This window comes from Methyloversatilis discipulorum, from assembly GCF_000527135.1.
In the GTDB taxonomy this organism is placed as follows: domain Bacteria; phylum Pseudomonadota; class Gammaproteobacteria; order Burkholderiales; family Rhodocyclaceae; genus Methyloversatilis; species Methyloversatilis discipulorum.
This window is the reverse complement of sequence record NZ_AZUP01000001.1, coordinates 3,944,827-3,958,426: the sequence shown is the minus strand read 5'-3', so window position 1 is coordinate 3,958,426 and position 13,600 is coordinate 3,944,827. Positions and strand designations below refer to the sequence as shown.

15 protein-coding genes are annotated in these 13,600 nt (G+C 67.8%); 5 read left to right on the top strand and 10 right to left on the bottom strand.

The features are described from left to right. The first annotated feature begins 17 nt into the window (after positions 1-17). From puhA to puhE, 5 genes are read left to right on the top strand one after another with little or no spacing between them, the layout of a single operon-like run. The gene (gene puhA / locus METFAM1_RS0118475; protein WP_024300838.1) at positions 18-788 is read left to right on the top strand and encodes a photosynthetic reaction center subunit H; all 771 of its coding nucleotides are present in this window, start codon (positions 18-20) and stop codon (positions 786-788) included. Then, the gene (puhB, locus tag METFAM1_RS0118470) at positions 785-1,495 is read left to right on the top strand and encodes a photosynthetic complex putative assembly protein PuhB (RefSeq protein ID WP_019916998.1); all 711 of its coding nucleotides are present in this window, start codon (positions 785-787) and stop codon (positions 1,493-1,495) included. The genes puhA and puhB overlap by 4 nt, the downstream gene beginning before the upstream one ends. Positions 1,496-1,505: 10 nt before the next feature. Then, a complete protein-coding gene (gene puhC, locus METFAM1_RS0118465; RefSeq protein ID WP_024300837.1) occupies positions 1,506-1,976 on the top strand; it encodes a photosynthetic complex assembly protein PuhC in 471 nt (156 codons plus the stop codon). Beyond that, positions 1,973-3,049, top strand: a complete 1,077-nt coding sequence (gene acsF / locus METFAM1_RS0118460; RefSeq protein WP_019916996.1) for a magnesium-protoporphyrin IX monomethyl ester (oxidative) cyclase — start codon at positions 1,973-1,975, stop codon at positions 3,047-3,049. Before puhC ends, acsF begins: the two co-directional genes overlap by 4 nt. A gap of 5 nt (positions 3,050-3,054) precedes the next feature. Next, positions 3,055-3,849, top strand: a complete 795-nt coding sequence (puhE, locus tag METFAM1_RS0118455; RefSeq protein WP_019916995.1) for a putative photosynthetic complex assembly protein PuhE — start codon at positions 3,055-3,057, stop codon at positions 3,847-3,849. 421 nt (positions 3,850-4,270) lie between these two features. Here puhE and METFAM1_RS0118450 read toward each other — a convergent pair whose 3' ends face one another. The 10 genes from METFAM1_RS0118450 to bchC form a co-directional block, all read right to left on the bottom strand. Next, the gene (locus tag METFAM1_RS0118450; RefSeq protein WP_019916993.1) at positions 4,271-4,720 is read right to left on the bottom strand and encodes a CBS domain-containing protein; all 450 of its coding nucleotides are present in this window, start codon (positions 4,718-4,720) and stop codon (positions 4,271-4,273) included. Between the two features lie 199 nt (positions 4,721-4,919). After that, positions 4,920-6,005 carry a photosynthetic reaction center cytochrome PufC gene (gene pufC, locus METFAM1_RS0118445; protein WP_019916991.1) on the bottom strand — a complete coding sequence of 362 codons (1,086 nt, stop codon included), beginning with the start codon at positions 6,003-6,005 and terminating at the stop codon, positions 4,920-4,922. Next, positions 6,002-6,979, bottom strand: a complete 978-nt coding sequence (gene pufM / locus METFAM1_RS0118440; protein WP_024300836.1) for a photosynthetic reaction center subunit M — start codon at positions 6,977-6,979, stop codon at positions 6,002-6,004. Before pufM ends, pufC begins: the two co-directional genes overlap by 4 nt. Positions 6,980-7,002: 23 nt before the next feature. Then, positions 7,003-7,827, bottom strand: a complete 825-nt coding sequence (gene pufL, locus METFAM1_RS0118435; RefSeq protein WP_019916987.1) for a photosynthetic reaction center subunit L — start codon at positions 7,825-7,827, stop codon at positions 7,003-7,005. A 106-nt stretch (positions 7,828-7,933) separates the two neighbouring features. Continuing rightward, on the bottom strand, positions 7,934-8,134 hold the full coding sequence (pufA, locus tag METFAM1_RS0118430; RefSeq protein ID WP_019916985.1) for a light-harvesting antenna LH1, alpha subunit: 201 nt from the start codon (positions 8,132-8,134) through the stop codon (positions 7,934-7,936). 10 nt (positions 8,135-8,144) lie between these two features. Next, positions 8,145-8,378 (bottom strand): light-harvesting antenna LH1, beta subunit, encoded by a 234-nt coding sequence (gene pufB / locus METFAM1_RS0118425; protein WP_024300835.1) that lies wholly within the window; start codon positions 8,376-8,378, stop codon positions 8,145-8,147. A 138-nt stretch (positions 8,379-8,516) separates the two neighbouring features. Continuing rightward, on the bottom strand, positions 8,517-9,956 hold the full coding sequence (gene bchZ, locus METFAM1_RS0118420; protein WP_019916980.1) for a chlorophyllide a reductase subunit Z: 1,440 nt from the start codon (positions 9,954-9,956) through the stop codon (positions 8,517-8,519). A 70-nt stretch (positions 9,957-10,026) separates the two neighbouring features. Beyond that, positions 10,027-11,574 (bottom strand): chlorophyllide a reductase subunit Y, encoded by a 1,548-nt coding sequence (gene bchY / locus METFAM1_RS0118415; RefSeq protein WP_019916979.1) that lies wholly within the window; start codon positions 11,572-11,574, stop codon positions 10,027-10,029. Positions 11,575-11,584: 10 nt separating this feature from the next. Continuing rightward, a complete protein-coding gene (locus tag METFAM1_RS0118410) occupies positions 11,585-12,604 on the bottom strand; it encodes a chlorophyllide a reductase iron protein subunit X (RefSeq protein WP_019916977.1) in 1,020 nt (339 codons plus the stop codon). Next, entirely contained in the window at positions 12,601-13,536 is a 936-nt protein-coding gene (gene bchC, locus METFAM1_RS0118405; RefSeq protein ID WP_019916975.1) for a chlorophyll synthesis pathway protein BchC, read from the bottom strand. Before bchC ends, METFAM1_RS0118410 begins: the two co-directional genes overlap by 4 nt. Positions 13,537-13,600: the final 64 nt, after the last annotated feature.

Sequence of the window (13,600 nt, the reverse complement as noted above, 5' to 3'; positions counted from 1 at the left end):
CACACAGGAGAATGACCATGGAAACCGGCGCCATCACCCAGTACTTCGACGTCGCACAGATCGTGCTGTACGTCTTCTGGATCTTCTTCGCGGGGCTGATCTACCACCTGCACCAGGAGAGCAAGCGCGAGGGCTATCCGCTGGAATCGGACCGCTCGGGCAACATCACGGTGCAGGGCTTTCCGCCCATCCCCGACCCGAAGACCTTCCGCCTGCAGGACGGTCGCACGGTGACCGTGCCCAATGACTTCAAGTCACCGCAGACGCTGAAAGCCACGCCCAGCGGCAACTGGCCGGGCGCACCGCTGGACCCGACCGGCAATCCGATGCTCGACGGCGTCGGCCCCGGCGCCTGGGCCGACCGCGCCGACCTGCCCGACCTCACCTTCGACGGCGCGCTGCGCATCGTGCCGCTGCGCGATGCCCCCGACTACGACGTCGCGCACCAGGACACCGATCCGCGCGGCCTGCCGGTGATCGGCGCCGACGGCGCACCGGGCGGCGTCGTGCGCGACCTGTGGGTGGACCGTTCGGAAGCGATCTTCCGCTACCTCGAACTCGACGTGCCGGCGGGCGGCGGGACGCGTCGCGTGCTGCTGCCGATGAATTTCTGCCGCGTCGGCGAACGCGCGGTCAAGGTGGCGTCCATCCTCGGCCACCAGTTCGCCAGCGTGCCGCAGCCCAAGGCGACCGATCGCATCACGCTGCTGGAAGAGGAAAAGGTGATGGCCTACTACGGCGGCGGCACGCTGTACGCCGAAGCATCGCGCAAGGAACCCCTGCTGTGAGCGGCCTGCGCGCGGTCCGTCACGACGGCCACGAACACGAGTTCGAAGCCGCGCCCGGCCTGCCGGAACGGCTGCCGTCCGACGAGACGCTGCTCTGGCAGGGTGGCCCGGACTGGAAGCACCTGGCGCGCGAGCGCTTCCACGTGCGCGCGCTGGCGCTCTACTTCGCGGTCATCCTGGCGCTGCGCGCCGGCTTCGTCATCGCCGACGGCGGCAGCGCAGGCGACGCCGCCAGCGCCGTGATCATGCTGCTGCCGCTGGTGCTGGCCGCGCTCGGCATGATGACGCTGCTCGCCTGGCTGAGCGCGCGCACCACGGTCTATACGATCACCGACCGGCGCGTCGTCATGCGCGTCGGCATCGTGCTCAGCCTCACCTTCAACCTGCCGCTGCGCCGGATCGAATCGGCCGGGCTGAAGCTCACGCGCGACGGGCACGGCAACATTCCGCTGCTGCTGGCCGCGCCCGATCGCATCGCGCTGCTGCACCTGTGGCCGCACGCACGTCCGTGGCGGGCCGCCCGGCCGGAGCCGATGCTGTGCTGCATCGCCGACGCCGCCCGTGTCGCCGGCCTGCTGACCGAAGCCTGGCAGGCCGCGCGCAGCGACGCGCCGCAGACGACCCCGGCAGCGATCGCGCAACAGGCCGATACGCCCGCGCCGCGTGCGCGCCGCACCGGTCGCGCACCGCAACTGGTCACCCACTGAGGAAGGCAGCATGAGCGCACACACCGCACCCGCACTGCCACGCTGGCCACTGCTCGCCATCGGCCTGATGCTGGCCGGCGTGCTCGCCGCGGTCGCGCTGGTCCGCCTGTCCGGCACCTCGATCGCGACGCCGGACGCCGCTGCGGTCGCGGTGCGCGAACTGCGCTTCGAGGACAGGCCGGACGGCAGCATCGCCGTCATCGATGCGCGGACCGGTGCGCAGATCGAATCCTTCGTCGGCGAACAGGGCTTCGTGCGCGGCACGCTGCGCGGCCTGGTGCGCGAACGCCGCCGTCAGCAGATCGGGCCGGAACAGCCGTTCGCACTGATCGCCCGCGCCGACGGCCGGCTCACGCTGGTCGACCGGAGCACCGCGCGCCGCGTCGACCTCGAATCCTTCGGGCCGGTGAACGCCGGCGCCTTCGGCCGGCTGCTCGACGCCGGCCGCCCCACCCTGCATGCATCGGGAGCACAGCCATGAGCACTGCCACACAGCCTGCGCCGCAGGTCGCCGTTTCCGCCGAGGCCACCGACAAGGCGCGCGTCAGCACCATGCTGAGCCCGCGCTTCTACACCACCGATTTCGCCGCGATGAACCGCCTTGACGTCGGCCCGGTGCGCGCCGAGTGGGACGCGATGATGCTGGAGTACGAAGGCGACAACAATCACGATCACTTCCAGCGCAGCGCCGATTTCGGCGAACAGATCCGCGCGCTGCCGCCGGCGCTGCACCAGGAGTTCATGGACTTCCTGATCAGCTCGATCACCTCCGAGTTCTCCGGCTGCGTGCTGTACAACGAGATCAAGAAGAACGTCGACAACCCGGACATCAAGGCACTGATGGCCTACATGGCACGCGACGAGGCGCGCCACGCCAACTTCCTGAACATGTCGCTGAAGGACTACGGACTGGGCGTCGATCTGGGCAGCCTGAAGCGCACCAAGCGCTATACCTTCTTCAAACCGAAATACATCTTCTACGCCACCTATCTGTCGGAAAAGATCGGCTACGCGCGTTACATCACCATCTACCGTCAGCTCGAACGTCACCCCGAACTGCGCTTCCATCCGATCTTTCGCTGGTTCGAGCGCTGGTGCAACGACGAATTCCGGCACGGCGAATCGTTCGCCCTCATCCTGCGCGCCCAGCCTCACCTGCTGCGCGGCGCCAATCTGCTGTGGGTGCGCTTCTTCCTGCTCGCGGTGTACGCCACGATGTACGTGCGCGACCACATGCGGCCGCAGCTGCACCAGGCCATGGGGCTGGAAGCCGACAGCTACGACTACGCGGTATTCCGCATCACCTCGGACATCTCGAAACAGGTGTTCCCGCTGACGCTGGACACCGACAGCCCGTCCTTCCGCGCCGGCCTCGAACGGCTGTTCGCGCTGGCCCAGGCGAACGAGGCGGCGAAGCAGCAGGGCGGCATCACCGGTCTGCTCAAGCGCGGCGTCTGCGCGGTCGCCGCCTTCGGCACCTTCGCCCGTCTCTACCTGCACCCGGTCAAGCCGAACGCGGTGCCGGACGACGTGCGCATGTCGCCGGCCTGGTGAGCGCGATGGACGGCGCCCTGCCCGGCTGGGCGCTGCCCCTGCTCTACGCGCTGGCGCTGTGGTGGGCGGCGACCGGCGTCATCCTCTATCTGGACGGCCTGCCGCGACGCACCTTCCGCCTCAGCATGACGGTGGCCAGCGTGCTGGCGATCGCCGCGCTGGCCGGCCTGCAGCACAGCGCACGGCTCGACAGCGCACTCGGCAGCTACTGCGGCTTCACCAGCGCGCTGGTCGTGTGGGGCTGGATGGAAATGAGCTTCCTGATGGGCTGGGTGACCGGTCCGCGCAAGCACGCCTGCGCCGCGGGTTGCGACGGCCTCACGCATTTCCGGCACGCGACCGAAGCCATCATCCATCACGAGCTGGCCATCGCCGGCGGCGCGCTGCTGATCTGGCTGCTCACCCTGGACGCCGCCAACACCACCGCCCTGCACAGCTATCTGCTGCTCTGGGGCATGCGGCTGTCGGCCAAGCTGAACCTGCATTTCGGCGTGCGCAACTTCAGCGAGGAGTTCCTGCCGCCGCACCTGCTCTACCTGAAAAGTTTCTTCCGCCGGCGTCGCATGAATGCGCTGTGGCCGCTGTCCATCGTCGCCGGCAGCGCGCTCACCGGCGAACTGATCGGCCACGCCGCCGCGGCCGTACCCGGCAGCGCCGACGCCGTAGCCCTTACCTTGCTCGCCACGATGGCTGGCCTGGCCGTGGTCGAGCACCTCTTCATGGTGCTGCCGCTGCCGTTCAACGCGATCTGGAACTGGGGACTGAAATCACGCGGTCGGGAAGAGGTGAAGCCGCTCTGAGCGTGGGAGCGACTTCTGGTCGCGATGCGGCGATTGCGGGCCGCGGACTTGGATCAAGGCCGTTATCGCGAGCAAGCTCGCTCCCACAGGAGCCTTGCCCGTGCCACCGACATGGCATGTTCGTGTGGGAGCGGCCTTGGCCGCGACAGGGCTTTCGCTCTCCGCAGGCTTCGATCCCGGCCGATGTCGGGGTCAGAAGACCCCTCCCACAGAAGCCCGGTCCCGGCGCCGGCCGCAGGTCAGACTCACTCTTGTGGGAGCGGCCTTGGCCGCGACGGGGCTTTCGCTGTCCGCGGGCTTCGATCCAGGGTGATATCCGGGTAAGAAGACCTCTTCCACACAAGCCCGGTCCCGGCGCCGACCGCGCCAGGGCAGGCCATCACCGCGCCAGCCGATCGACCGGCGCGCTGGGCCGGTCCGCCTAGCCGCCGATGCGCGCGAAGAACAGGCCGCGGTTGATGTCGCCGATGCTCACCATGCCGACCAGCTTGCCGTCGCGCGCGACCGGCATGCGGCGAAAGTTCTTCACACCCATCCATGACGCGGCCTCGAGCACCGGCGTCTCCGGCGACAGCACCAGCGGGTTGCGTGTCATCACCTGATCGACCCGCATCGTCAGCACGCGGTCATAGCCCTCCTCCATCGCGAGGAAGTCGCGCGTACCCACGTTATCGTGGATGTACTCGCCCAGCTTGGGATACATCGGCAGCATGATGTCGCGCACCGACACGATGCCGACGATGCGGGCATCCGGTTCGATCACCGGGATGGCGCCGCAGTGACGGCTGAGCATGTGGATGACGACGGATCTGACGCTGTCGCCGGGCGCGGCGCTGAGCACGCCGGACGACATGACTTCACTGACCTGCATGACTGTCTCCTCTGCGCGGAGTGCGGGAGGGGCCAGCCGACCCGGGCGCTGCGCGATCCGGGCGCACCGGGTGGCGCGCCCTGTCTGCGTGGTGTCCGGATCCGCTCCCGCAGAGGCGCTGTCTGGCCCAGCGCGGAGGAGAACTGCAGGAGCGGCCGAACGGGGTCAGGTCGGCGCACTGCGGCGCGCCGACCGTGGATCAGGGCTTCGCCGCTTCCGCCTCGGCGGCCGGTGCCGGCGCTTCGGCTGCGGCAGCGGGCGGCAGTGCGGCCTGTGCGCCGGGGGCGCTGAGCGCCACGTAGTCCTTCAGCATCGGCGTGCCGTAGAGCGGCTTGTAAGCACCCTGGTGGCAGGTCGCGCAATTCAGCTTGGCGACGTCGCCGGTCGGCCCGAGCCGATGCGCCGGAAAGGTCGCGGTCAGCGGCACCATGTATTCGTTGTTCAGGTCGCGCGCCATCCGTATGCCGTGCCAAGCGGTCTGCCGCTGCGGCGTGCTTTCGGTCCATGGCGCGAAGGCGCGACTGTTGTGGCAGTAGGTGCAGTTGACGCCGAGCGCATCCGACATGTGCATCATCAGTCCGTAAGTACCCTCGGTATCGGCCAGCGAGCCAGGCGCCGCGGTCGGCAGCGCGGTCACCGCATTGACGCGGATTTCCTGCCCCTTCTGCAGATAGCGGGTGAAGGCGTCGTAGGGCAGCGAGGCGTAGGCGACGGCGGCGTCCGGCGTGTTCTGCTGCATCTTCGACCCGGCCATGCGCGTCGCGTGCTTCTGCGGCGGCGGCTGGAACCACACCTCGGCCGGCACCGGCATGCCGCGATGACAGGTGTAGCAGGTGACGCCGGTGTCGGCGACGTGCGGCTTCCAGTCGGCGTTGATGTGCTGCGTCATCTGGATCATCCGCCGCGCCACCACCTTGGTGTACATCGAGTCGTCGGCCATGTTCTCCAGCTTGTGGCAGTAGGCGCAGCCCTGTTCCGGCGACACCCAGGCGGTCATCGCCACCATCAGCCGGGTGAACTCGGCGACGCTGACGTCGCCCAGCACCTTCACGTTCTGGAACACCTCGGACGCCTTCTGCCCTTCGCGCGGTGCCGCCGGTATCGGCTCCGGCACCACGTTCTTCTGCTGTTCGCCCTCGACGATGCGCGGGTTGTAGACCTGGACCATGCCGGTGCCGCGCACGCCGCGCTGCACCGTGTCGATCGGCGGTTTCTCGCAGGCGGCGAGCAGCAGCCCCGCCCCCAGCATGGCGACGACACGCAGTGTTGCCTTCAGGGTGTTCATGGCTGCACTCCTTGCACGGTGGCGGGATCGACGACGGTGCCGAACACCGCCGGATACATCGGTGCAACGTGATGCTTGACGGCCCACAGGTACCAGTTGTCGACCACCGTGCCGGTCAGCAGGATGCCGATGCCGCCGGTCAGCGGGCACAGCACGGCGAACCACCAGGCCCAGCGGTGGATGGATTCCATCGATGCGTTGAAGCCCATGGTCCAGCGCCAGAACAGCGCGGCGCGCTCCGATGCGGTTCCGCGATCGACGATCTGTTCGATCTCGCGCTCGCCGCCGAAGCGGCTGACCGCCAGGATGGTCGCGCCGTGCATCGCGAACAGCAGGGTCGAGCCGTAGAGGAAGGCGATCGACAGCATGTGGAAGGGGTTGTAGAACAGGTTGCCGTAGCGGATCGAGAACGCGGCGGTCCAGTCCAGGTGCGGGAAGATGCCGAAGGGCACCGCCTCCGACCACGAGCCCATCAGCACCGGCCGGATGAAGCCGAGCACCAGGTAGAGCCAGATCGCGGCCGCGAAGGCCCAGGCCACGTGGGTGCCCATGCCGAGTGCCCGTGCCCTGCGGTACATGCGCACCCACCAGAGCAGGATGGACGTGGTGAGGAAGAAGCCCGCCATCAGCCACCATCCGCCCTCGTTCAGTGGCGGTATCGACAGCCCGTAATGCGGCGCCGGTGGCTCCAGCGCGAGCCAGAACAGCTGGCGCACGAACTCGATCGGATCCCAGTTCACCGAAGCCATCATGTTCAGGCCGATGATTTCGAAGGCGATGAAGCCGCAGATCAGCGACGCCAGCCCGAACCAGCCGAGGTAGATGGGCCCGATCTGCGCGTCGCCGAGGCGACCGAACAGATGTACGTGGGTCGGTGTGCCGGTGCGTTCGCGGTCGTCACGACCGACCGAAACACCGGGGAAGGACGGTGCGTGCACCTGCACCTGCGTGAATAGATTCTGGTACTCGGCCATGATGGCACCCTCGCTTTCGTCTGTTATCGCCACACGGGAAGGTTGAGCCACCAGCTCCACCATTCCGGCCACCCGCGTGTCCAGAACGGACCGCTGATGACGATGCACACCGCGCTCCAGAAGCCGGCCGACAGCGCGAGGAAAAGACCCAGTCGATGCACGCCCAGCGTGCCGATCGAGTAGCCGATGGCGTCGCGGAAGAAGGTGTTTTCGTGGTCCGGCGTCTTGACCACGCCATCACCCGGCGGATTGGTCGCCGACAGGATGAGCGCACCGTGCAGCGACAGCGCCAGCGTGGTGGCGAAGAAGCAGCTCACCGCCAGCATGTGCGCCGGGTTGTAGTGAAAGTGCAGGTACTGGTAGCCGGTGTTCGACACCCAGTCGAGATGGCTCATGATGCCGTACGGAAAACCGTGGCCCCAGGCGCCGAGCAGCAGGGGCCGGAACACCACCAGCGTGACGTAGGCGAAGATGGCGACCGAGAACGCCACCGGCACGTGATAACCCATGCCGAGCTTGCGGCAGATCTCCACCTCGCGCAGCGCCCACGACACGAAGGCGCCGATGGCGCACACCGTGATCAGCTGCCACAGCCCGCCCTCCATCAGCGGTGCCATGCCCAGGCCGTACTTCAGGTCGGGCGGAGCGATGTTGATCTGCCAGAGATTCCAGGTGGTGCCCTGCGAGGCGCCCCAGATGATGAGCAGTGTGCCCAGCAGCGCGAAGAAGATGCTGGTGACACCGAAGAAACCGACGTAGAAGGGGCCGACCCAGAAGTCGAACAGGTCTCCGCCGAGCAGCGTCCCGCCACGGATGCGGTATTTTTTTTCGAAACTGAGCATGGACATGCCAACCCCCTTATCCGGAAGCGCGATGCCTCCGCGGTAGAGACGCGCTGCAGCGCTCATGCGAGGCCGGGCAGGCCCGGTCCCCGCACTCCTGCCGTCAGTGCATTTACTGCGTTGTCCGCATCGCGACCGGAGCCGGCATTGCGCTCTGGGCCGTTGCTGCGGGTTTCTTGCTCGGGCCTTCGATCCAGTTGAAGCGATCGGTGCTGAGCAGGATGAAATGGATCAGGAGCGCCAGCACCATGAGGAAGGTGAAGAGCGCGACCAGTGATCTGCGCGGATCGAAAAGCAACCAAATACGCCACATATCTGCGCTCCTATGCCTGGTAGATGTAAGGAATGACCGAGTAGGTCGCCGCCTTGACGCCTTCGATCAGCGACGCATAACCCTCGGAGCCCGGCAGCCAGGGGCGCCAGTTCCAGACGAGGATGTGAGCGATGATCGCGACGACCAGAAAGACGATGAAACTGGTCATGAAAATGGCGTGGAATTCCCGCGCCTCGGAATCTGTCAGTCCTGACAGGGATCCGCTTCTAGTGCCATCAGCCATACCGATTACCTCCTGACGGGCCTTTCGGCCATTGCCGCGCAACGCCCGCGCGGCGGGGACTTCCGGGGCTGACTGCGCCCCGCAAGAGGGTGGGCGGACGCGTGCTGCGCCCGCTCCGGACGGTGGCCAGACCGGTCCTCATGTCGTTTCCAGCGCACGCTGCACGCGCGCTGCGGTGATGCGTTGTTCGTCGGCGCCGCGCGCCGCTTCTTCCGCCTTGTCGCGCAGCCGCTTGGCGGCCGAGATGCGCACCAGGAAGGGTTGCTTGTCGAGGTACTGATCGAGCAGGCGCTGGGCGTCGTCGTCCCATGGCCGTGCGTCGGCACGGGCCAGCCGCGACGGTGTGGCGTCGACGCGATCCATGTCGCTGCCCAGCGGCAGGATGTGGAACAGCGCGTCGAACAGCGCGTTGCACACCTCCTGCACCAGATAGGTGGCGCCGGCGTAACCCATGAAGGGCGTGCCGGTGTGGCGGCGGATGATGGCGCCGGGGAAGGAGGCGGGGATGTAGCTGCCGCGTGCACCGCACTCGGCCATGTACATGCGCTCGTTGTAGCTGCCGAACATGACCAGCGGCGCCTTGTCGCGCACCAGCGCGCGCACCGCGTCGTTGTCGGTCTTGGCACCGGCGCGCCGCGACACCGCGAACGCACAGGGCAGACCCATGTCCTCTTCGAGGAAGTGACGAATGCCGCGTGCGTAGGTGTCGTTGGCGACCACGGCGAAACTGGCGGTGCCGAAGAAATCCTGGGTCACCGAACGCCACAGATCCCACAGCGGCTTGATCGTCGTGTGCTTCTCGCGCTCGATGAAGGGCTCCGGATCGAGACCGGTCAGTTCGCCCAGCGCGCGCAGGAAGCGGGTGGTCGAGTGCAGGCCGATCGGCGCCTGCAGATAGGGCCGCTCCAGCGTTTCGCACAGCAGCCGGCCGTACTCGCGGTACATGCAGATATTGACGTCGGCATCGACCAGTTTCGGCACGTCGGCCAGATGACTGCCGAGCGGGAAGCTGAGGTTCACCTCGCAGCCGATGCCTTCGACCAGGCGACGGATTTCCGCCAGGTCGCTCGGCGTGTTGAAGCAGCCGTAGATCGGCCCGATGATGTTCACCCGCGGCTTCGCGCCATCGGCGCGCGGCTTGCGTTCCGGGATGCGCTTGGCGCCGTACTGCGTCCACAGCCAGTTGATGGCGCGGTTGGCGCACTGCCACTGATCCTCGTCTATCGTGCGTGGCAGGAAGCGCTGGATGTTGGTGCCTTCGGGCGTCACGCCGCCGCCTATCATTTCGGCGATCGATCCGGTCACCACGACAGCCGGCTGGTCCGGGTCCAGCACCTGGTGGGCGCGGCGCATGCTGCCTTCGGTGCCTTCGCGGCCGAGCTGTTCCTCGGCCAGGCCGGTCACGACGATGGGCAGTTCGTGCGGCGGCAGGCCGTCGGTGTAGTGCAGCACCGAGGTGACCGGCAGGTTTTCGCAGCCGACCGGACCGTCGATCACCACCTGCAGGCCCTTGATCGCGGTGAAGGTGTACACCGCACCCCAGTAGCCGCCCGCGCGGTCGTGGTCGAGGATCAGCATGTCGTCACCCGCTCGTAGCCGGATTGCTGCGTGCTCCGCTGGGTGCTCCGCTGGGTACTCCGCCGCGTACTCATATCGCCTCCTCGACGCTGCGCGCGCGGGCCAGCTTGGCCATCTTCGCGCGGTAGGCGGCGCGGTATTCCGGCCTGTCCTTCGGCACGTCCTGCCACACGCCGCCGGCGTGACCGCTGCCGACGCCGTCGAAGAATTCGCTCATCGTGTCGAAGCGCGCCTTGTTGCCGATGGCGCCATTGATCACCTGTGCCAGCGAGCCGGCACCGGCCGGCCCCATCAGCGGTCGCGCCGAAATCAGGTTGGTGAAGTACAGCGCCGGGATGCGCGCCTCCTTCGCCGCTTGCACCACCGGTGTCGTGCCGATCGCCAGGTCCGGACGGAATTCGCGCATCGCGGCGAGATCCTGTTCGAGCGAGGCGCGGTACTGCACATGCACGCCGTGCGCGCTCAGCCATTCGCGGTCGGCCGCGCTGTGCGGCGTCTGCGGGCAGGCGGTGCCGACATAGCGCAGGTCGGCGCCGCTCTCGACCAGCAGCCGCGCCACCAGAAGTTCCGAACCTTCGTAGCCGGACAGCGTGATGCGGCCCCTGATCGGGTTGGCGGCAAGCGCGCCGCGTATCGCCGGCAGGAAGCGGTTCTTCGCCGCGTCGATCTGCGCCTGACCGACGTTGGCCGCCTGGCCGACGGACTGCAGCCAGGCTTCCGTGCCGTCGTGACCGATAGGCGCGGAGCCGACGATGGGCCGACCCGCCGCTTCGAACTCGCGGAAGCTGGCGGTATAGAAAGGATGGATGGCGCCGACCACCGCGCAGTCGAGCGCGGCGTACAGCTCGCGCCATTCGCGTGTCGGCACCACCGGGCCGGCGCCCAGTCCCATCGGTTCGAGCAGCGAGCCGATGATGACCGGATCGACCGGGAACATTTCGCCCACCAGCGCCACCGTCGGCCGGTCGGCCACGCCGTTGCGCGGCGCCTGCACCGGCCCCTGCTCCGCCTCCTGGCGGGCGTAGCGCAGCATGGCGCCGGCCAGCACGTCCTTCGCCTCGGCGTGCGTCGGTACGCCGAAGCCCGGCACGTCGATGCCGATGATGCGTACGCCGTCGATCTCTTTCGGCAGCAGCTGCAGCGGCACGCCGCTGGCGGTCGGCACGCACAGATTGATGATGACGATGGCGTCGTACTGGGCCGGGTCGGCCAGCTTGTACACCGCCTCGCGGATGTCCTCGAACAGCTTGCCGGTCACCAGCGTTTCGCTGTTGAAGGGCACGTAGCCGACGCTGCGGCGGGCGCCGTAGAAATGCGAGGTGAAGGTAAGGCCATAGACGCAGCAGGCGGAACCGGACAGCACGGTCGCGGTGCGGCGCATGCGCAGGCCGACGCGCAGCGAACCGAAAGCCGGGCACATGCTCTGCGGCTGGTCGTGCGGGCCCTTCGGATAGTCGGCGGCGTAGCGGTCCAGCGTTTCGCTCTTGCCGGCAGCGCGCGCCGCGCCGTCCAGCTGTTCGCGCCCGGCGTGACAGCCGATGCCGTCGCCGCCGGCCGGCTCGCGCTGCGCCTTCAGCGCGTCGGTGTTGATGACCTGTGTATGGGTTGTGTCGGTCATGGTGGCCACCTCAGACGGTGTCGTACACCACTTCGAGCGAGGGCCGGACGACGTCTTCGCGACCCAGCATGTCGGCCACGGTGGCCGGCGTCATCACGTAGTCGCGACCGGTCACGTCGGCGGCAAACAGGCCGAGCAGTCCGTCCTGGGTCATCGGCTTCGGTCGCACCGGTGGCGCCTCCGCCACATTGGTGGCGAGTTCCTCGAACAGCGGCGCCCATTGCGAACCGGGACGGCCGATGATTTCGTAGCTGGCGCTCTTGCGCCGGATGTCGTCGTTGGCCGGGATGGTGGCCAGCACCGGAATGCCGGCCGCATCGGCGAACCGCGCCGCCTCGCCGGTGCCGTCGTCGCGGTTGATCACCACGCCCGCCACGCCGACGTTGCCGCCCAGCTTGCGGAAATACTCGACCGCGCTGCACACGTTGTTGGCGACGTACAGGCTCTGCAGGTCGTTGCTGGCGACCACGATCACCTTCTGGCACATGTCGCGGGCGATCGGCAGGCCGAAACCGCCGCACACCACGTCGCCGAGGAAATCGAGCAGCACGTAGTCGAAACCCCAGTCGTGGAAACCGAGCTTCTCCAGCGTTTCGAAGCCGTGGATGATGCCGCGGCCGCCGCAGCCGCGGCCGACCTCGGGGCCGCCCAGCTCCATCGCGAACACGCCGTCGCGGATGAAGCAGACGTCGCCGATGCCCACGTCCTCGCCGGCCAGCTTCTTCTTCGAACTGGTTTCGATGATGGTCGGGCAGGCCTTGCCGCCGAACAGCAGCGAGGTGGTGTCACTCTTCGGGTCGCAGCCGATCAGCAGCACCTTCTTGCCCTGCTGCGCCATCATGTAGCTCAGGTTGGCCAGCGTGAAACTCTTGCCGATGCCGCCCTTGCCGTAGATGGCGATGATCTGCGTCTGCTTGGTCACTTCGCCATCCGCGACGGGATCGGGATCGATCGCTGCCTCGGCGCGCAGCACCTTGGTCAGGTCGAACTTGATGGTGCTGACGGCGCCGCCGCCACAGGCTTCGGTCATGACAGCTGTCTCCAGTCGAGGATCATCTTCAGGCAGCCGGGGTCACCGAATGCCGTGCGGTAGGCGAGGTCGGCGCGGCTGGCCACCTCGCGATGCGTGATCAGGCCATCGAGCGACAGCCGGCCGTCGGCGGCCATGTCGCGCACGGTGGCCAGATCGGCGTCCTGCCACTGGGCGGCGACGCGCAGTCGCGCCTCGCGCATGAAGGCCGGTGCGAAATGGAAGGACAGTGCGTCCTCGTAGAAGCCGGCCAGCACGATTTCGCCCTGCGGTGCCAGCCGTGCGATCAGCGTGTCGAGCAGCGTCGCGTCGCCGCTGACGTCGCAGATGCAGCGGTAGTCGCGGCGGCTGTCCAGCGCGGCCGGGATGACCGCGTAGCCGGTGCTGCCGGCGGCGCGCATCGGATTCGTTTCCCACACCACCGGCTCGCCGCCGGCGGCCACGGTCAGCCGGGCGACCAGCCGGCCGAGCACGCCGTGACCGATGATGAGATCAGGCAGCCTGGCGCCGCCCATGACCGCGTGCTGTGCGGTGGCGGCCAGCGCCAGCAGGATGCCGCGTTCGGCCAGGGCTTCGTCTATCGGCAGCGCCCGCGCCGCCGGTACCACCAGCCGTGAGGCGGCTCCGCCGAACAGGCCGCGCACCTCGCCGAAACAGCGCGCACCCGGCACGAACACCCGCTCGCCGATGCGCAGACCGGCAGCACGCCCGGCGGCGCTGACGCGGCCCACCGATTCGTAACCCGGCACCAGCGGATAACCCATGCCCGGAAAGGGCGGCATGCGACCGGACCACAGCAGGCGTTCGGTGCCGGTGCTGATGCCGCTCCACTCGACATCGACGACGACGTCGGCGTCTCCTGCAGGCGCCAGATCCAGCCGTGTCACGACCAGCTGTTCCGGTTGCTGCAGCACTACGGCCATGCTGTCCATCGCGCCTCCTCGTTGAGGACGGTCGGCTGACGGTGTCAGCACGGCCTGTCGCATAAGTGTCATT